General features: G+C 72.4%; 15 protein-coding genes. 5 read left to right on the plus strand and 10 right to left on the minus strand.

Going from position 1 to position 16,624, the window contains the following annotated elements; genetic code table 11:
* Positions 1 to 4 precede the first annotated feature (4 nt).
* On the plus strand, positions 5 to 1,024 hold the full coding sequence (locus tag FB382_RS19840) for a ParB/RepB/Spo0J family partition protein (protein ID WP_182541702.1): 1,020 nt from the start codon (positions 5 to 7) through the stop codon (positions 1,022 to 1,024).
* Positions 1,025 to 1,265: 241 nt separating this feature from the next.
* Here FB382_RS19840 and FB382_RS19845 read toward each other — a convergent pair whose 3' ends face one another.
* Both FB382_RS19845 and FB382_RS19850 read right to left on the minus strand, forming a co-directional pair.
* The gene (locus tag FB382_RS19845; protein ID WP_182541703.1) at positions 1,266 to 2,036 is read right to left on the minus strand and encodes a lysophospholipid acyltransferase family protein; all 771 of its coding nucleotides are present in this window, start codon (positions 2,034 to 2,036) and stop codon (positions 1,266 to 1,268) included.
* An 86-nt stretch (positions 2,037 to 2,122) separates the two neighbouring features.
* Positions 2,123 to 3,337 carry an aminotransferase class I/II-fold pyridoxal phosphate-dependent enzyme gene (locus tag FB382_RS19850; RefSeq protein ID WP_182541704.1) on the minus strand — a complete coding sequence of 405 codons (1,215 nt, stop codon included), beginning with the start codon at positions 3,335 to 3,337 and terminating at the stop codon, positions 2,123 to 2,125.
* Between the two features lie 146 nt (positions 3,338 to 3,483).
* On the opposite strand from FB382_RS19850, the gene FB382_RS19855 reads away from it, so the two are divergent.
* Positions 3,484 to 4,137, plus strand: coding sequence for a GNAT family N-acetyltransferase (locus FB382_RS19855; RefSeq protein WP_182541705.1), 654 nt, complete (start codon positions 3,484 to 3,486; stop codon positions 4,135 to 4,137).
* A gap of 21 nt (positions 4,138 to 4,158) precedes the next feature.
* Here FB382_RS19855 and trxA read toward each other — a convergent pair whose 3' ends face one another.
* The 7 genes from trxA to FB382_RS19890 all read right to left on the minus strand — a co-directional run bounded on the left by trxA (position 4,159) and on the right by FB382_RS19890 (position 13,048).
* Positions 4,159 to 4,485: a thioredoxin gene (gene trxA, locus FB382_RS19860; RefSeq protein WP_125037091.1), complete on the minus strand. Its 327-nt coding sequence runs from the start codon at positions 4,483 to 4,485 to the stop codon at positions 4,159 to 4,161.
* A 120-nt stretch (positions 4,486 to 4,605) separates the two neighbouring features.
* Complete coding sequence (gene trxB / locus FB382_RS19865) at positions 4,606 to 5,616, minus strand: thioredoxin-disulfide reductase (RefSeq protein ID WP_182541706.1); 1,011 nt, start codon at positions 5,614 to 5,616, stop codon at positions 4,606 to 4,608.
* Between the two features lie 120 nt (positions 5,617 to 5,736).
* The gene (locus FB382_RS19870) at positions 5,737 to 6,456 is read right to left on the minus strand and encodes a hypothetical protein (protein ID WP_182541707.1); all 720 of its coding nucleotides are present in this window, start codon (positions 6,454 to 6,456) and stop codon (positions 5,737 to 5,739) included.
* 55 nt (positions 6,457 to 6,511) lie between these two features.
* Complete coding sequence (sigM, locus tag FB382_RS19875) at positions 6,512 to 7,189, minus strand: RNA polymerase sigma factor SigM (RefSeq protein WP_182541708.1); 678 nt, start codon at positions 7,187 to 7,189, stop codon at positions 6,512 to 6,514.
* The gene (locus FB382_RS19880; protein WP_182541709.1) at positions 7,186 to 9,096 is read right to left on the minus strand and encodes a protein kinase family protein; all 1,911 of its coding nucleotides are present in this window, start codon (positions 9,094 to 9,096) and stop codon (positions 7,186 to 7,188) included. The genes sigM and FB382_RS19880 overlap by 4 nt, the downstream gene beginning before the upstream one ends.
* A 59-nt stretch (positions 9,097 to 9,155) precedes the next feature.
* On the minus strand, positions 9,156 to 10,841 hold the full coding sequence (murJ, locus tag FB382_RS19885) for a murein biosynthesis integral membrane protein MurJ (RefSeq protein WP_182541710.1): 1,686 nt from the start codon (positions 10,839 to 10,841) through the stop codon (positions 9,156 to 9,158).
* On the minus strand, positions 10,838 to 13,048 hold the full coding sequence (locus FB382_RS19890; RefSeq protein WP_182541711.1) for a DUF6049 family protein: 2,211 nt from the start codon (positions 13,046 to 13,048) through the stop codon (positions 10,838 to 10,840). Before FB382_RS19890 ends, murJ begins: the two co-directional genes overlap by 4 nt.
* A 101-nt stretch (positions 13,049 to 13,149) precedes the next feature.
* Here FB382_RS19890 and FB382_RS19895 point away from each other — a divergent pair, with 101 nt between their 5' ends.
* Positions 13,150 to 14,586: a CCA tRNA nucleotidyltransferase gene (locus FB382_RS19895; protein ID WP_182542001.1), complete on the plus strand. Its 1,437-nt coding sequence runs from the start codon at positions 13,150 to 13,152 to the stop codon at positions 14,584 to 14,586.
* A 6-nt stretch (positions 14,587 to 14,592) separates the two neighbouring features.
* Here FB382_RS19895 and FB382_RS19900 read toward each other — a convergent pair whose 3' ends face one another.
* Positions 14,593 to 15,270, minus strand: coding sequence for an NADPH-dependent F420 reductase (locus FB382_RS19900; RefSeq protein WP_182541712.1), 678 nt, complete (start codon positions 15,268 to 15,270; stop codon positions 14,593 to 14,595).
* 92 nt (positions 15,271 to 15,362) lie between these two features.
* Between FB382_RS19900 and FB382_RS19905 the strand changes: the two genes are divergently transcribed.
* Positions 15,363 to 15,932, plus strand: a complete 570-nt coding sequence (locus tag FB382_RS19905) for a TetR family transcriptional regulator (RefSeq protein WP_182541713.1) — start codon at positions 15,363 to 15,365, stop codon at positions 15,930 to 15,932.
* 148 nt (positions 15,933 to 16,080) lie between these two features.
* Positions 16,081 to 16,566 (plus strand): SRPBCC family protein, encoded by a 486-nt coding sequence (locus FB382_RS19910; protein WP_220481939.1) that lies wholly within the window; start codon positions 16,081 to 16,083, stop codon positions 16,564 to 16,566.
* Positions 16,567 to 16,624: the final 58 nt, after the last annotated feature.

The raw sequence follows: 16,624 nt of genomic DNA on the forward strand, positions 1-16,624 counted from the left end.
CCGCATGAGCAGCACCACCAACACGGGTCGACCGCAGCAGCGCCGCGGTCTGGGACGCGGGCTGGGCTCCCTGATCCCCACGGCGCCGCCGGCGGCAAGCGAGACGGACGGGGCTTCCCAGGCGTCCACCCCTGTCGACGGTACGCCCACGGCCCCGCCTGCGTTGCCGTCGGCGCCCGTCGACCCGGCTGCCGAGGGGCTGGCCCCGGTCTCGGGCGCCTACTTCGCCGAGCTGCCGCTCGCGCAGATCACGCCCAACGCGGTCCAGCCGCGCCAGGTCTTCGACGAGGAGGCCATGGGCGAGCTGGTGCACTCGATCCGCGAGGTCGGGCTGCTCCAGCCCGTCGTCGTACGCCGCACGGGCCCGGTGACCTTCGAGCTGGTCATGGGCGAGCGGCGCTGGCGCGCCTGCCAGCAGGCCGGCCTGGAGACGATCCCCGCGATCGTCCGCGAGACCGACGACAACGACATGCTGCGCGACGCGCTGCTGGAGAACCTGCACCGCTCGCAGCTCAACCCGCTCGAAGAGGCGGCCGCCTACGCGCAGATGCTCGACGACTTCGGGTGCACCCACGAGGAGCTGGCCACCCGGATCGGCCGGTCGCGGCCCCAGATCAGCAACACGCTGCGCCTGATGAAGTTGAGTCCGGCCGTCCAGCGCCGGGTGGCCGCCGGAGTGCTCTCCGCCGGCCACGCCCGTGCGCTCCTCGCGGTCGTCGACTCCGAGGTGCAGGACCGCCTCGCCGCACGGGTCGTCGCCGAGGGCATCAGCGTGCGTGGCCTCGAGGAGATCGTCGCGGTCGGCGACCACGGCACGGCTCCCCAGCGCGTCACCCGGCGCAAGCCGGTCGCGCCCGGACTCGTCGAGCTGTCCGACCGGCTCTCGGACCGTCTGGAGACGCGCGTGAAGGTGGACCTGGGCAAGAACAAGGGGCGGATCACCGTCGAGTTCGCCTCGATGGACGACCTCCAGCGCATCGTGGACGTCATGGACCCGCGCAACCGGAACGATCGCCCCATCTGAATCGATAAGTCGCTTTGTCGACAAAGCGACAAGTCGCTGAGCAAGCGACCAGAACTGGCATGAAAGAGCCCCCCGATCGCCGGATCGGGGGCTCTTCGGTTCTGTCAGAGCGATTCTGAGCGAGGTGGCGCTGCGGGGGCGGCCGTCAGCAGGACCGGAATTCGCTCCCAGCGGCTCCTGATGAGGCCGATTCCGGGGGTCTCCACCCGCCGCGGACGATGTTTCACGTGCAACATCGAGGTCAGGACCGGGCTGCCCTCTTCGCGGCGCGCTTCGCAGCCCGCTCCCGCTTCTCGGCGGCGTCGAGGGCGGCGGCCTCCTCGAGCGTCGGCGCGGTGCCGCCGTGCCTGGCCGGCACCCACCAGGACCCCGGCGGCTGCTCGTCGGCCGGGTAGTCGGCGATCGCGCGATCGAGCATCTCCGTCATGACGCGCTTGAGCTCAGCGGTCTCGGCGACCGCGTTCTCGCCGGTCGGGTGCAGGGGCTCGCCCACGTGGATCGCGATCGTCTTGCCGCGGGAGAAGTCCTTGGGGTGGTCCTTGGTCATCATCCGCTGGGTGCCCCACAGGATCACCGGCACCAGCGGGACGCCCGCGTCGGCGGCGATCCGTACCGCGCCGGACTTGAACTCCTTGAGCTCCATGGCCCGCGAGATGGTCGCCTCGGGGAAGATCCCGACGGCCTCGCCGGCCCGGAGGTAGTCCACGGCGGTCCGGTAGGACGCGAGTCCCTCGCCGCGGTCGACCTCGATGTGGTGCAGCGAGCGCATCAGGGGACCGGTCCAGGTGTGGTCGAAGAGCTCGCGCTTGGCCATGAAGCGCACCTTGCGCCCGGAGGGGTTGGCGGCGAGGCCGCCGTAGACGAAGTCGACGTACCCGATGTGGTTGTAGGCCAGCAGCACGCCGCCCGTGCGGGGCACGTTCTCCGTCCCGGTCATCTGGAAACGCTGGCCGAGCACCCGGAAGGCGGTCTTGGCCGTGGCGATGATCGGGGGGTAGGTGAGGTCTCGCATGGGGTGACTCTAGGGGCACCCCGGTGACCGGCGGGCGTCGCGGAGGCGCTGTCTCAGCAACGGACCAGCGGCGGATCAACGACGGGTCAGCGACGCATCGCCAGGAAGTCGCCGATCCGCCCGATGGCCTCCTCGAGCATCGCCACGTCGGGCAGGGTCACCAGCCGGAAGTGGTCGGGCTCGAACCAGTTGAAGCCGGTGCCGTGGGTGACGAGCAGCTTCTTGGCGCGCAGCAGCTCGATGACGAACTGCTCGTCGTCCTCGATGGGATAGACCTCGGGGTCCAGGCGCGGGAAGCAGTAGAGCGCGCCCTTCGGCTTCACGCTGGAGACGCCGGGGATCTCGTTGAGCAGCCGGTGGGCGAGCATGCTCTGCTCGTAGTAGCGGCCACCGGGACCGATCAGCTCCTCGACCGACTGGTAGCCGCCCAGGGCGGTCTGGATCGCGTGCTGGGCCGGGACGTTGGAGCACATCCGCATGTTGGCGATCAGGGTGAGGCCCTCGAGGAAGTCGGTGGCCATCTCCTTGGGGCCCGAGATCATCACCCAGCCGGCGCGGTAGCCGCACACGCGGTAGGCCTTGGACAGCCCGCTGAAGGTCAGGCAGAGCACGTCGTTGCCGGCGTACGTCGCGGCGTGGTGGTGGACCGCGTCCTCGAAGAGGATCTTCTCGTAGATCTCGTCGGCGAACACGACCAGCTCGTGCCGGCGAGCGATGTCGACCAGCCCCCGGACGGTCGCCTCGCTGTAGACCGCGCCGGTGGGGTTGTTGGGGTTGATGATCACCAGGCCGTGGGTGTTCTCGGTGATCTTGGCCTCGATGTCGGCGAGGTCGGGGTTCCAGTCGTCGGCCTCGTCGCAGCGGTAGTGGACCGCCTTGCCCCCCGACAGGGTGATCGCACCGGTCCACAGCGGGTAGTCCGGCGCCGGTACGAGGATCTCGTTGCCGTCGTCGAGGAAGGCCTGAAGCACCATCGAGATCAGCTCGGAGACGCCGTTGCCGATGAAGACGTCCTCGACCGAGACGTCCTTGAGGCCGTGGGACTGGTAGTAGTGCGCGACGGCGGTGCGGGCCGACCAGATGCCCCGCGAGTCGGCGTACCCCTGCGACTTCGGCAGGTGGTGGATCATGTCGGCCAGGATCGCCTCGGGCGCCTCGAAGCCGAACGGTGCGGTGTTGCCGATGTTCAGCTTGAGGATCCGGTGGCCCTCGGCCTCCAGCCGCTGGGCCTCCACGAGGATGGGGCCGCGGACGTCGTAGCGGACGTTCTGGAGCTTCCTGCTCTGTCGGATCGGGCGCACGCGCTCATCCTGTCAGGGACCCGGACGCGGCGCGCCGCCCGGCTCGCGGCCTGATACTCCCCAGACCCCTCCGGGTGCGGCCTATGGTGGGAGGTGACGCAGGCGCCCACGCGGTTCCAGCACGACGGGGCGCCGGGGAGGATGCCATGTCGCGCAAGATCGTCCGGCTCACCCTGGACCACCTCGACGCGCTGCCCTCGCCCTGCCGCTCCTGCCTGTTCTGGGAGCTCGACCCCGTCCGCCGCGCCCGGGTCGACGACCCCTGCGGCGAGAAGGACGCGTGGGTCTCCCAGGTGCTGCGGGAGTGGGGCTCGTGCGGGCGGATCGCCCTCGTCGACGACCAGCCGGTGGGCTACCTCATCTACGCCCCCGAGGCCTACGTGCCCGGCGCCGCCGGCTTCCCGACCGCGCCGGTCTCGCCCGACGCGGTGCTGCTGACCACGGCGTACGTCGATCCGGCGCACGCCGGCGGCGGGCTGGGCCGGATGCTCGTGCAGGGGATGGCCCGCGACCTGATCGAGCGCGGCGGCTTCCGGGCGGTGGAGGCCTTCGGCGACACCCGCGGCCGGCACGCCGGCACCTGCGTGCTGCCGGAGGCGTTCCTGGGGGGAGTGGGCTTCAAGACCCAGCGCGCGCACAGCACGACACCGCGGATGCGGATGGAGCTGCGCTCGGCGCTGACGTGGAGGGACGAGTTCGAGGTCGCGCTGGAGCGGCTGCTGGGCGTGGTGCGCCCGCACAAGCAGAAGGCGCCCGCCCCCACGCCGAAGGCGACGAGGAGCGGGCGCCAGGCCCTGTGACGGGCCCTGCGTGAGCAGAGCTCAGGCGATGAAGTCGGAGAGCTCGTTGAGCAGCGTCGCCTTGGGGCGCGCGCCGACGATGGACTTCACGACCTCGCCGCCCTGGTAGACGTTGATCGTCGGGATGCCGGTCACCCGGTAGGACGAGGGGGTGACGGGGTTCTCGTCGACGTTCATCTTCAGGAACGTGATCTTGTCACCGTGGGCCGTCGCGATCTCGTCGAGGATCGGGGCGACCTGGCGGCACGGGCCGCACCACTCGGCCCAGAAGTCCACCAGGACGGGCTTGTCGGACTTGAGGACCTGCGCCTCGAACTCGGCGTCGGTCACGGCAGCGATGTTCGCCACGGGAACTCCCTTTCGGTTGGTGCTTGTCGGTGAAGCGTGCTGGTGCTGAAGTCTGCGATGAGTGAACACGACGCCGGGGACATCTGTTCCCGCGCCGCTCCGTGACGGCTCCGGGGTGACTCAGAGGCCGGCGGTCTGCACCGTCTCGGTCAGCACCTCGGCGGTGCCGGCGTCCTGGGTGCTGGCGGCGTGGTCGAGGTCGGCGAGATAGCGCTCGGCGTCGAGGGCGGCCGCGCAGCCGGTGCCGGCGGCGGTGATGGCCTGGCGGTAGTGGTGGTCGACCAGGTCACCGGCGGCGAACACGCCGGCGAGGTTGGTCCGCGTCGAGGGCTGGTCGACCAGGACGTAGCCGTTGTCGTCGAGGTCGACCTGGCCCACGAGGAGCTCCGAGCGGGGGTCGTGGCCCACGGCGATGAACAGGCCGGTGGCGTCGAGCTCGCGGGTCTCGCCGGTGACGGTGTCCTTGAGGGTGAGCGACTCGAGGCGGTCCTGGCCGTTGATCTCGTCGACGGCGGAGTTCCAGAGGATCTCGATCTTGGGGTCGGCGAACGCGCGCTCCTGCATGATCTTGGAGGCGCGCAGCTCGTCGCGGCGCACGATCAGCGAGACCTTGGAGCCGAACCGGCTCAGGAAGGTGGCCTCCTCGACGGCGGAGTCGCCACCGCCGACGACGGCGATGTGCTGCTCGCGGAAGAAGAACCCGTCGCACGTCGCGCACCAGGACACGCCGCGGCCCGAGAGCTCCTCCTCGCGGGGCAGGCCCAGCTTGCGGTAGCCCGAGCCGGTGGCCAGGACCACCGCGCGGGCGGTGTAGGTGTCGGTGGCGGTCTTGACGACCTTCACGTCCCCGGTGAGGTCGACCTCGACGACGTCGTCGGCGACCAGCTCGGCGCCGAAGCGCTCGGCCTGGGCCCGCATCTCGTCCATCAGGGCCGGGCCCATGATGCCGTCGCGGAAGCCCGGGAAGTTCTCGACCTCGGTGGTGTTCATCAGGGCGCCACCGGCGGTCACCGAGCCCTCGAAGACGAGGGGGTGGAGGTTGGCCCGCGCGGCGTACACGGCTGCGGTGTAGCCGGAGGGGCCGGAGCCGATGATGATGACGTTGCGGGTGTCGGACTGGGACTCGGGCATGGAGTCGATGTCTCCTCGATCGCGGGCTGGGCCTTGGTAGAACCGATCGTAGGTGAGGAATCTTCCCGGCCGGGCCCCGACCAGCCCCGACCGGACGCGACTGGACGCGGCTGGACGCGACTAGGGAGCGGGCAGGGTGATCGAGCGGAGGGCCACGTCGCTGCCGCAGGCGAAGAGGTCGACGACCTGGGTGTCGCCGGCCACGGCGCGGAACACCAGGACCGCCTGCTGGCCGTCGTAGGTGGCCGGGACCAGCCGCCCGGAGCCCCAGTCGCCCCGGGGGCAGGGGCCGACGGCGGTGCTCGCGCTGGTGCCGTCGAAGCTCTGGTCCTGGGTGGACCGCAGGGTGCTGCGCAGCAGCCGGCGGGCGTGGCGTACGTCGGCGGAGAAGTGCTGCTCGCGCACCCGGACCGGTCGCGGGAGGGCGTAGGAGTCCACCGAGTCACCGGCCGCGCTGCCGGCGAGCGCGCTCTCGCTGGACGGGGCGTCCTTCTGGGCGGTCATGGGGACCTCGCGGGCCGAGTCGGCGCTGGAGGCCGCGCCCGAGCCGGAGTCCGAGCCGCCGCCCACGACCTGGCCCAGGCCGACGCCGACCGCGACCACGGCGGCCGCGGCCACCAGCATGCTCGCGGCCCGGCGGCGCCGGTGCGAGGCGAGCTGGACGACGGGGGCGGGGACGGGGATGGGGTGCTCGCCCCGGGCGAGCTCGCCGAGGACCCGGTCGAGCCGGGTGGCGACGTCCTCGGGGATCGGAGCGGTGTGGCGCGCGTCGGCGAGCAGGCGGCGTACCTCCTGCTCCTGCTCGGGGGTCAGGTCCGGCTCGTGGGGCTCACGGCTCATGGGGGCGCCTCCTCTCAGGGGTCTCGGCGGGAGTGCGGTCGGGGGGGGCCGGTGGTCAGGCCGGTGGCCCGCGGGGGGTCTTCTGGGATCGGACGGCCCGGCCCGGGGGCGGGTTCCCCGGATCGGGGTGGTCCGGGTCACGGTCGGGGCGCAGCACGTCGAGCAGCTCGGCCAGCCGTGCACGTCCGCGGGAGCAGCGGGACTTGACCGTCCCCACCGCGCAGTCGAGCATCACCGCCACCTCGGCGACGGGGTAGCCCTCCATGTCGACGAGCACGAGCGCGGCCCGCTGCTCGGCGGGCAGGGAGTGCAGCGCGGCGAGCACGGCGCGACGGCGCTCGTCCCGGACCGACAGGTCGGCAGGGTCCTCGGCCGCGTCCGTGGCCGAGGCCAGCGACCCGCGGTTGCCGTACTCCTCGAGGTCGTCGGGCAACGGGTCGGCACGGCGCACGCGCGCGGCCCGGATCCGGTCGAGGCAGGCGTTGACGACCACGCGGTGCAGCCAGGTCGTCACGGCCGCGTCGCCACGGAAGGACCCGGCCCGCCGGTAGGCGGCGACCATGCCGTCCTGGAGCCCGTCCGCGGCGTCCTCGGGGTTGCCGAGGGTGCGCAGGGCAACGGCCCAGAGCCGGTCCCGGTGGCGCGCGAAGAGCACGCCGAACGCGTCGTGGTCGCCGTCGACGTGGGCGTGCAGCAGCTCCGCGTCGGTGCGGCCGTCCTCGGGCGGCGTCATCCGCGGACTCCCACCTCGGCGATCTCGCCCCGGTAACCGCCCGCGATCTGGGGCAGCGAGGTGAGCCACACGGTGACGTAGCGACCCGTCACCGGCTCGTCGAGGGGCACCCGTTGCCGGGCCGCGGCCGTCACGCTGGCGGCGGGCGTCAGGCCGCGTACGCCGGTGGGTGCGGTGTCGGTGACGTAGATGCTCACGCCGGTGGCGGCACCCACGAGCGTCAGGTCGACCTCGGACACGTCGTGGCTCTCGCCGAGGTCGATGGTGAGCCCGACCCCGGTCTTGAGGCCGCCGGGACCCATGTTCTGGTCGTAGGTCATCGTCCGCCAGGCCGTCGTGGCGTCGCCGTCGACCGCGAGCGGGGCGAGGTCGGGGTTCTCCTCCGGCGGGTCGCCCTGGGGGTCGAAGTCGGAGGCGGTCAGGGTGGTGATCGGGGTGCTGGAGGCGACAGGAGTGCCCTTGGCGCTGCTGGAGCTCGAGTCGTCGGGCTCGGCGCCGAGCGGGGTCTTGCCCCGGCCGAGGTTGTAGGCGACCAGCACGGCCACGAGCAGCACCAGGGCGGCCAGGATCCCGAAGGCCAGGCGCAGCCAGCTGCGACCGGGGACCTCGTCGTCCTCGTCCTCGTCGGGGACCGGGACCGCTCCCGTCCCGGTGCCGGTGCTGGTGTCCCACGGCCAGTAGTCCCGCGACCCGGTCGCCGCCGACGGCCGGGTCTTGCGGACGGGCTGGCCGTCCTCGGGGTCGGGGGCGAAGAGCGGGCGCTCGGGGTGCGGCTCGAAGGGCGGGGGCGGCGGGGCCTTCTCGGCGCGGGCGGTCAGCCAGGACACGTCGTCGGTGGCGTCGTCGAAGATCGGCAGCCCGGCCTGGGTGGGCAGGTCGACCGAGGGGGTGGCGGCCGGGGTCGGCGCGGCCCCGGGCAGCTGGTCGTGGGTCGAGGTGATCGCGGCGTCGTCGGGCACCGACTCGTCGACCGGGTCGGACACCGGCGCGCTCACCGGGCCCGGGACCTCCTCGGCCTCGGGCTCCGGCTCGGGCATCTCGGCCAGCGGGGGCAGGACCGGCATCCGCGCGGTCTCCTGCCCGCGCGAGCCCTCGCGGCGCTCGCGGCTGGTCACCTCGGCCTCGGCCATCCCGGACGGGTCGCCCACGAAGTCGGTGAGGGCGTCGCGGATGCCCTGGGCGGTGGTCAGGTCGTGGCCGTCGCGGCTCGAGGGCACGGCGTACGGGTTGACGACGGCGTCGCAGAGCAAGTCGAGGGTGCGCGGGATGCCCGCCCGGACCTGGCGGGGTCGCAGCAGCCGGCCGTGCTCCTGGGGTGCGGCGGGCACGCTCGAGCGGGAGACCCCCGGCCACCGGCCGGTGAGCGCGCAGTAGAGCAGCCCGCCGAGGTCGGCGACGTCGGTGGAGACCCGGCCCGGAGGGAGGCCGTGCAGGGCCGCGTCGACGGAGAAGCCGATGATGCGCACCGAGCCGGAGCGGTCGACGATGACGTTCTCGGGGACCAGCCGGCCGTGGGCGACGCCGACGGCGTGGGCCGCGGCCAGCGACGCGGCCACCTCCGAGACGAGCCACGCGGCGCGGCGGGTGGCGAGGGGGCCCTCGTCGGCGAGCATCACGTCGAGGGAGTGCCCCGACCCCCACTCGTTGACGACGTAGGTGAGGCCGTCGACCTGGTCGGCGTCGAGCACGCGCAGCAACCGCCGGTCCGGGACCGTCGCGGACTGCCGGGCGGCCTCGAGGAGCCCGGGCGCCCGCTCGTCGTCGGCGTCGATCACGTGGAGCGCGACGTGGCGCTGCAGCACCTTGTCGTGGGCCCGCCAGAACCGGCCGCCCTCGCTCTCGGCCAGGAGGTCGACGAGTCGGTAGCGGTCGGCGAGGACGTCGCCGGGCCGGATGGAGTTCGGCACGCAGCTCCCCTCTTCCTCTCGTCCCCGCTCGGGCTGTCTCCCGGCCATCGTAGGGCGCGTCAGGACTTGCGGGCGGAGGGGAACCGCCGGGTGACGGTGTCGATGACGGAGGTCACTTCCGTGAGCCGGAGGACACGGGCCATCACGACGAAGACGGCGACGTCCACGACCGTCACGACCAGGGCCCGGAGGGCGGCCAGCACCCAGTACGGGTCCTCGGCGAGGCCGTGCAGCAGCCAGGCGACGACCAGCGCGACGGCGCTGGAGACGAGGGCGGCGATGCCGAGCCGGACCACGAACCGGACCAGCTCGGGCGTGCGGAGGCCGCCGAGGAGCCGGCGCAGGACGGCGTACGAGATGAGGGAGCCCACGACGTAGGAGACCGTGTAGGCGACCACGAGGGCGGGCGAGGTGTGCCGGGGGTCGGTGCGGGCGACGAGGAGCAGCGCGGCGGCGATGTTGGAGCCGGCGACGGCGCACTGGATCCAGAAGACCGTGCGGGTCCGCTCGAGCGCGTAGAAGCCGCGCAGCATCAGGTAGTGGACGGTGAAGAAGACCAGGCCCGGCCCGAACAGCGCCAGCGACGGCGCGTAGAGGTCGAAGTTGGACGACGCGGCGCCGTGGCCCCACACGACGTGGGACAGGTCCAGCGCGATCAGCGGCAGCAGCAGCGCGAAGGGCACCACGACCGACAGGGCCGTGCGCAGGGTGGACGCCAGGGACCGGGCCAGGCCGGGGAGGTCGCCGTCGGTGGCCCGGCGGGAGAGCTGCGGCAGGATCGCGGTCGCCAGCGAGACGGTGATGATCGAGTGCGGGACCATCATGATCAGGAACGTCGAGGAGTAGACGGTGTAGCCGGTGCCCTCGGTCGCCGGGTGCGGGCCACAGCCGCCCGCCGACGTACCGCCCGAGGCGAGCTTGACCACGACGGTGTAGGCGACCTGGTTCACCACGACGAACAGCACGGTCCAGATGCCCAGGCGGAGCGTGTGGCCCAGGCCGCTGTTGCGGAAGTCGAAGCGGGGGCGGAACGTGAAGCCGGCCTTCCGGAGGTAGGGCACGAGGATGAACAGCTGGGCCGCGATGCCGAGCGTCGAGCCGAGGCCGAGCAGCAGCTCCTGGTGGGAGGAGTACGCCGAGGAGAGCTGGGTCTGGGGGACCGGGCCGAAGGCGAGCAGGTAGATCGCCAGCACCGCCACCGAGATGACGTTGTTGGCGATCGGTGCCCACATCATCGGGCCGAACCGGCCGCGCGAGTTCAGGATCTGCCCGACCAGCACGAACATGCCGTAGAAGAAGACCTGCGGCAGGCAGTAGCGGGCGAAGTCGATGACCGACTCCCGCTGGTCGGCGAGGTTGGCGCAGGAGAACGAGCTGTCGAGGTAGAGCGACATCACCTGTGGCGCCGCCAGCACGAGCGCGACCGACACGGCCGCCAGGAAGAGCGCGGCCAGCGTGATCACCCGGTTGGTGTAGGCCTCGCCGCCGTCCGGGTCGTGCTTCATGGCGCGGACCAGCTGCGGCACGAGCACGGCGTTGAAGACGCCGCCGGCCAGCAGGATGTAGAGCATGTTCGGGATCGTGTTGCCGATCGTGAACAGGTCGGCGTGCAGCATGTTGCCGAGCGCCGCCGCCAGCAGGAACGACCGGACGAAGCCACTGAGGCGGGAGACCACGGTGCCGGCGGCCATGAGCGCGCTGGAGGCGAGGACCTGCTGGTCCTCCCCGTCGACCCGGTCGCTCATGCGACCGACCCGGCGGCCGAGCGGGCGCGGCGGGCGGCGCGCACGCGGCGTACGAGACGGACGGCGATCGCGCCGAAGAGCAGGACGACGCCGGTGCCGAGGATCACCCAGATCACCGTGCTGACCTGGGCCGAGCGGATCGGGAGCTGGTCGGAGGACCCGAGCGGGGTGCCGTCGAGGTCGGTGACGACGAGCGTGACGTTGTGGACGCCCAGCGTGCTGGTGTGGGCGTTGAGCAGGACGGTGTTGCGGCCGTGGGGTGCGACGACGACCTCCTGGGGTCCCTCGATCGTCATCGGCTGGTCGGACAGCGCCTTGATCCGGACCGTCACCGGCTGGTCGAGGCCGTTGCTGACCGTCGCCGCGAACCTGCCCGTGGTGCTGGAGAGCGTCACCGCGCTCGGTGCCTCGACGGCGATGGAGGCGAGCTGGCCGTCGATCCACTCCCGGGAGCGGTCCGCCGAGGCGCGCGAGCCGTCGGGGTGCAGCCGGGCGGAGTACGACGTGGAGGTCATCGCCTGGTCCGCGACCGCGCGGGCGACCGTGGTGTTCTGGGTCAGCACGTTCTGGAGGGTCTTGCCCGCGTCGACCAGCGCCTCGGCCGAGGTGAAGTTGGCGACGTCGAGCTCGCGGTCGGCCTGTCGCTGGGGGTAGTGCAGCGCGTCCTCGGGGACCGGCCGGCCGGTGCGGCTCGCGGCTCCGGAGACGGTCGTGAGGTCGAGCCACGGGATGTCGAGGCCCTCGAAGAAGCCGCTGGTGTCGGTGGGCACCCAGTCGTGGGGCAGCACCACGACCAGCGGGGGCCGGCCGGGCTCGAGCAGCCGCAGGGCCGCCTCGCTCACGATCCGCTGGCGCAGCGCGACCGACGTCAGCCGGTCCTCCGGACCGGGGCCTCCGGTCGACGCCGCGTTGGAGGTGGTCACCAGCGTGTGGCCGGGCGCGCGGGCCACGGTCGGGGCGTCGCCGTCGATCATCCGGTCGGTGACCAGCACCGTGTCGGAGGGGTCGGCCAGGTGGATGGCCTGGGTGGAGAGGTAGCCGCTGGGCGCGCCGATGGCCGGGTGCATGGACAGCCCCCAGGGCGCGAGGGTGGTGCCGCTGCGTCGCCGGGCGCGCTCGTAGAGGCCGGGGTCGCTCGCCGCCGCGGCGGAGACGTCCAGGTCGCCGTAGGGAAGGGCGAGGATCTCGCTGTTGCGCAGCGCGTCGTGGAGGCGGTCGAGCCAGGCGTCGCCGGCGACGGTGGCCGCGCTGTCGGCGGCCTGCTGGTCGGCAGTCGTGGCCCCGTCGCTCGGGCTGGCCGAGTCGGACGGGCTCGGGGACTCCGTCGCGCCCGGGTCGGTGGTGTCGGTCGGGGCGATCGAGCGGGGCGCGTTGCCGTCGGCCAGCCGGCGCACCGCGTCGGGCAGGGCGGGGTCGAGCAGCCAGGTGATCGGGCGGGAGCCGGCCGAGGCCCCGAAGTCGACCAGGGAGCGGAGCCGCCCGCCGGGGGCGAGGTCGTCGGTCCACCCCGGACCGTCCTCGAGGCTGCCGTCGGGTGCCCAGGAGATGTCGCGGCGCAGCGGCACCACCAGGGCCGTGTCGACGCTCTTGCGGGTGGGGTCCACCAGGGGGAGGAAGGTCCGGGCGCGGCCGTCTGCGCCGTCGACGCGGCCCTCGGGAGTCGCCCCCAGGGCGTGCACCCCGAACCAGTAGACGCCGGCCGCGCTGACGGGGAGGTCCTTGCGGGGGACCTTGATGGAGTACGGCGCGCTGGCGCCCGGGTCGATCTGGTCGATCGTGTCGAAGGTGCCGGGCTCGGTGATCCGGTCGCCGACGTACTCCTCGGGGTCGACGGCCGCGGCGTCCTTGAGCTCCTCGGCACTGGTCATCGGCGTGCTCGAGATGAAGGAGTAGGCGCGGACGTCGGTCCACACCTCGTCGGAGTTGTTGGTGACCGAGCCGGTGACCCGGATCGGGCCGCGACGCGGCACGTAGGCCGGGGTCAACGTGTCGATCGAGACGTCGAGCGGGGCGTCGTAACGCGGGGCCGCTCCGGCGCGGGGACGCGGCGCCGCGGCGTGCAGGGCGGTGCGCACGGCCGAGCCCGCGGCGATGCTGCTGGTCTCGGGGACGGGCAGCGCGCAGGCCGGTCCCGCGAGCGCGAGGGGACCCGTCAGCGCCGCCGCGGCCGCCACGAGGGCAGGCAGGAGCGACGCGGGGCGGACCATGGCGTCGACTCTATCGGCCGGGTCGGCGCCCGCCCCGCTGGTCCGCCGGGGCGTCGGAGCCGGGTCGGACGATAGAGTTGCCTCCCGTGCCTGACGCTCCGATGCCCCCACTCCAGCTGACCGACGTCCAGCGGTCGGTCGCTTCGGAGCTGGACCGGATCGCCCCGGTCATCGACGAGCTCGGCCGCCGCTTCGCGGACGCGGGCCACGAGCTGTCCCTCGTGGGCGGCCCGGTGCGCGACGCGATGCTCGGTCGCCACCACAACGACCTCGACCTCAGCACGTCCGCGCGCCCCGAGCAGACCGAGCGGCTGCTCAAGGGCTGGGCCGAGGCGATCTGGGACATGGGCCGCGCGTTCGGCACCATCGGCTGCCGCAAGGGCGAGTGGCAGGTCGAGATCACGACGTACCGCTCGGAGTCCTACGACCCCTCCTCCCGCAAGCCCGACGTGGACTTCGGCGACTCGCTCGTCGGCGACCTCGGCCGCCGCGACTTCACCGTCAACGCGATGGCGGTGCGGGTCCCCGGTCGTGAGGTCGAGGACCCGTACGGCGGGGTCGTCGACCTCGCCCACCGGGTGCTGCGCACGCCGGGCAGGCCCGAGGACTCCTTCTCCGACGACCCGCTGCGGATGATGCGGGCCGCGCGGTTCGCCGCCCAGCTCGGCTTCACCGTCGACGAGTCCGTGGTCGCGGCGATGACCGCGATGGCCGACCGGATCGAGATCATCTCCGCCGAGCGGGTCCGCGACGAGCTGGTGAAGCTGGTGTGCGCGCCCTACCCGCGCCTGGGGCTGGCGCTCCTGGTGGAGACGGGCCTGGCGGAGCGGGTGCTGCCCGAGCTGCCCGCGCTGGCGCTGGAGCGGGACGAGCACCACCGGCACAAGGACGTCTACGAGCACACGCTGACCGTGCTGGAGCAGGCCATCGATCTCGAGCCGCGGCTGCCCGGGGAGGGCCCGGACTTCGTCTCCCGCTTCGCCGCGCTCATGCACGACGTCGGCAAGCCGCGGACGCGGCGATTCGTCGACGACGGCACCGTGACCTTCCACCACCACGACGTGGTCGGCGCCAAGATCACCCGCAAGCGGATGAAGGCGCTGCGCTTCTCCAACGACGACATCGAGGCGGTCTCGAAGCTGGTCGAGCTGCACCTGCGCTTCCACGGCTACGGCACCGGCGAGTGGACCGACTCGGCCGTCCGGCGCTACGTCCGGGACGCGGGCGACCAGCTCGAGCGCCTGCACGTCCTCACCCGGGCCGACTGCACCACCCGCAACCAACGCAAGGCCGACCGGCTCCGTCGTACGTATGACGAGCTGGAGGAGCGGATCGCCCGGCTCTCGGAGGAGGAGGAGCTGGCCTCGATCCGGCCCGACCTCGACGGCAACCAGATCATGCAGATCCTGGGGATCGGGCCCGGCCGCGAGGTCGGCCAGGCCTACCAGCACCTCCTCGAGCTGCGGATGGACCTCGGCCCGATGACCGAGGAGCAGGCGCGGGACCATCTGCTCACCTGGTGGGCCGCCCGGGGCTGAGCCGGCTCAGCGCACGACCTTGACGTTGAACATGCCGGTGCCGAGCGCGCCCATGGTGCGCAGCCACAGCGGCAGGAACATCTCGGTGCCGCGTGCGGTCTCGATCCCGCCGAGGTCGATGACGTCGTCGTGGCCGAGCGAGGCGAGCAGGTCGGTGACCGTGGCCTTGGCATCGGCGTCGTCGCCCGAGACGAAGACGGTGGTGCTCTCGTCCAGCAGCTTCGGGTCGACCATCAGCGGGGCGGTGAGCGTGTTGAGCGACTTGACCACGCGCACGTCGGGGAAGGCGCGCTGGATCTGCTCGCCCAGCGAGTCGGTGTCCTTGACGAACAGGCTCGGCGGGAAGCCGGCGGAGAAGTCGAGCGGGTTGGAGATGTCGACGAGCACCTTGCCGGCGAGGTTGTCGGCACCGGCGGCGGTGACCATGTCCAGGGCGGCGAACCCGTTGCCGGCCAGCACCACGAGGTCGGCACCGGACGTGGCGTCGGCGTAGGTGGCGAGCTCGACGTCACCGTGCTCGGCGTGCCAGGCCGAGAACGGCGGGTTGCCCATGCCGTCGGTGTCGGTGCGGGCCAGCGTGGCCTCCGGGTCGCGGGTGCCGATGACGACGTGGTGACCCACGCGCGTGAGGCCACCGGCCACTGCCTGGCCGACCATGCCGGTGCCGAGAACTGCGATCTTCATGGGGAGTCCTTCGTGAATCAGATCCATCGGTAGACAGGTCTGTCTATCTCGTGACATGGACGTTAACAGACAGGTCTGTCTATGATCAAGGAGTGACCTCTCCGTCGGCCCGGGACCGCATCCTCGACACGGCCTTCGGGCTCTTCTACGCCCGCGGCATCAGGGCCGTCGGCGTCGACCTGATCATCGCCGAGTCCGGCGTGGCCAAGGCGACCTTCTACAAGCACTTCCCGGCCAAGGACGAGCTGGTGCTCGCCTACCTGGACCGGGTCGACGGGATCTGGAGCGGACAACTGCGCGCGGCCGCCGAGGCCGCCGGACCGGACCCCGCCGACCAGCTGGTCGGCCTCTTCGACGCGCTGACCAGCGCGTGCCGGCGGGAGAGCTACCGGGGCTGCGCCTTCATCAACGCCGCCGCCGAGGCGATGCCGGGCACGCCCGTCCACGACCGGACGGTCGCCCACAAGCAGTCGGTCCTCGCGTGGCTGCGGGAGCTGACGGCGGCGGCCGGGGCGATCGACCCGGACGGCCTGGCGCGCTCGCTGGCGCTGCTCCTCGACGGTGGGCTGGCCGACGGCGCGTTGTCGGCGGACATCGAGGCGGCGGCCGCGGCCCGGCGCACCGCGGAGGTGCTGGTGGCGGCGACCGTGCCGGCTGCCTGAGCTGACTGGCTGAGCTGACTGGGTGAGCTGACTGGGTGAGGTGACGCGTGGGAGTGGCCGGTCTCACGGTGCGCTGTTGAACATCTGTCAGTAGGTTCGACGGGAACGTGTTCCACCTCGTCCTGCCCGTCCGACTCCGGAGCGTCCCATGAGCACCTCGACCGACCCGTCCGCCCAGATCGAGCCCCTGCTGGAGGAGACCATCGAGGTCGCCGCGACTCCGGCCACCGTCTGGTCCCTCGTCTCCGACCTGCCCCGGATGGCGCAGTGGAGCCCCCAGGTCGTCAAGACCTTCGTCCGCGGCGGCGGCCCGGTCGAGCTGGGCACCCGCACCTTCAACATCAACCGGCGCGGCCTCCTGGTGTGGCCCACGCAGGCCAAGGTCGTGCGGTTCGACCCGCACACGGAGATCGCCGTACGGATCAAGGACAACTTCACCATCTGGTCCTTCACCCTCGAGCCCACCGGGACCGGCACGAGGATCACGCAGCGCCGGGAGACCCCCGACGGCATCTCGTCGATCTCGCTGAAGCTGACCGACGCCGTCATGGGCGGGCAGACGAAGTTCACCGGTGAGCTGCGGGCCGGCATGCGGCAGACCCTGGAGCGGATCAAGGCCGAGGCCGAGGCCTGACCGACCCGTCGTTTCCTGACCCCGAAACGCGCCGACCCGTCGTCAACTGACGACGGGT

Origin of the sequence: Nocardioides ginsengisegetis (assembly GCF_014138045.1) — a bacterium.
Taxonomy (GTDB): Bacteria; Actinomycetota; Actinomycetes; order Propionibacteriales; family Nocardioidaceae; genus Nocardioides; species Nocardioides ginsengisegetis.

Coding starts and splice junctions, on each gene's coding strand:
- FB382_RS19900 (WP_182541712.1), bottom strand. CDS start 15,270: ATGAAGATCGCAGTTCTCGGCACCGGCATGGTCGGCCAGGCAGTGGCC.
- FB382_RS19895 (WP_182542001.1), top strand. CDS start 13,150: ATGCCCCCACTCCAGCTGACCGACGTCCAGCGGTCGGTCGCTTCGGAG.
- murJ (WP_182541710.1), bottom strand. CDS start 10,841: ATGAGCGACCGGGTCGACGGGGAGGACCAGCAGGTCCTCGCCTCCAGC.
- FB382_RS19855 (WP_182541705.1), top strand. CDS start 3,484: ATGTCGCGCAAGATCGTCCGGCTCACCCTGGACCACCTCGACGCGCTG.
- trxB (WP_182541706.1), bottom strand. CDS start 5,616: ATGCCCGAGTCCCAGTCCGACACCCGCAACGTCATCATCATCGGCTCC.
- FB382_RS19870 (WP_182541707.1), bottom strand. CDS start 6,456: ATGAGCCGTGAGCCCCACGAGCCGGACCTGACCCCCGAGCAGGAGCAG.
- sigM (WP_182541708.1), bottom strand. CDS start 7,189: ATGACGCCGCCCGAGGACGGCCGCACCGACGCGGAGCTGCTGCACGCC.
- FB382_RS19890 (WP_182541711.1), bottom strand. CDS start 13,048: ATGGTCCGCCCCGCGTCGCTCCTGCCTGCCCTCGTGGCGGCCGCGGCG.
- FB382_RS19840 (WP_182541702.1), top strand. CDS start 5: ATGAGCAGCACCACCAACACGGGTCGACCGCAGCAGCGCCGCGGTCTG.
- FB382_RS19910 (WP_220481939.1), top strand. CDS start 16,081: ATGAGCACCTCGACCGACCCGTCCGCCCAGATCGAGCCCCTGCTGGAG.
- FB382_RS19845 (WP_182541703.1), bottom strand. CDS start 2,036: ATGCGAGACCTCACCTACCCCCCGATCATCGCCACGGCCAAGACCGCC.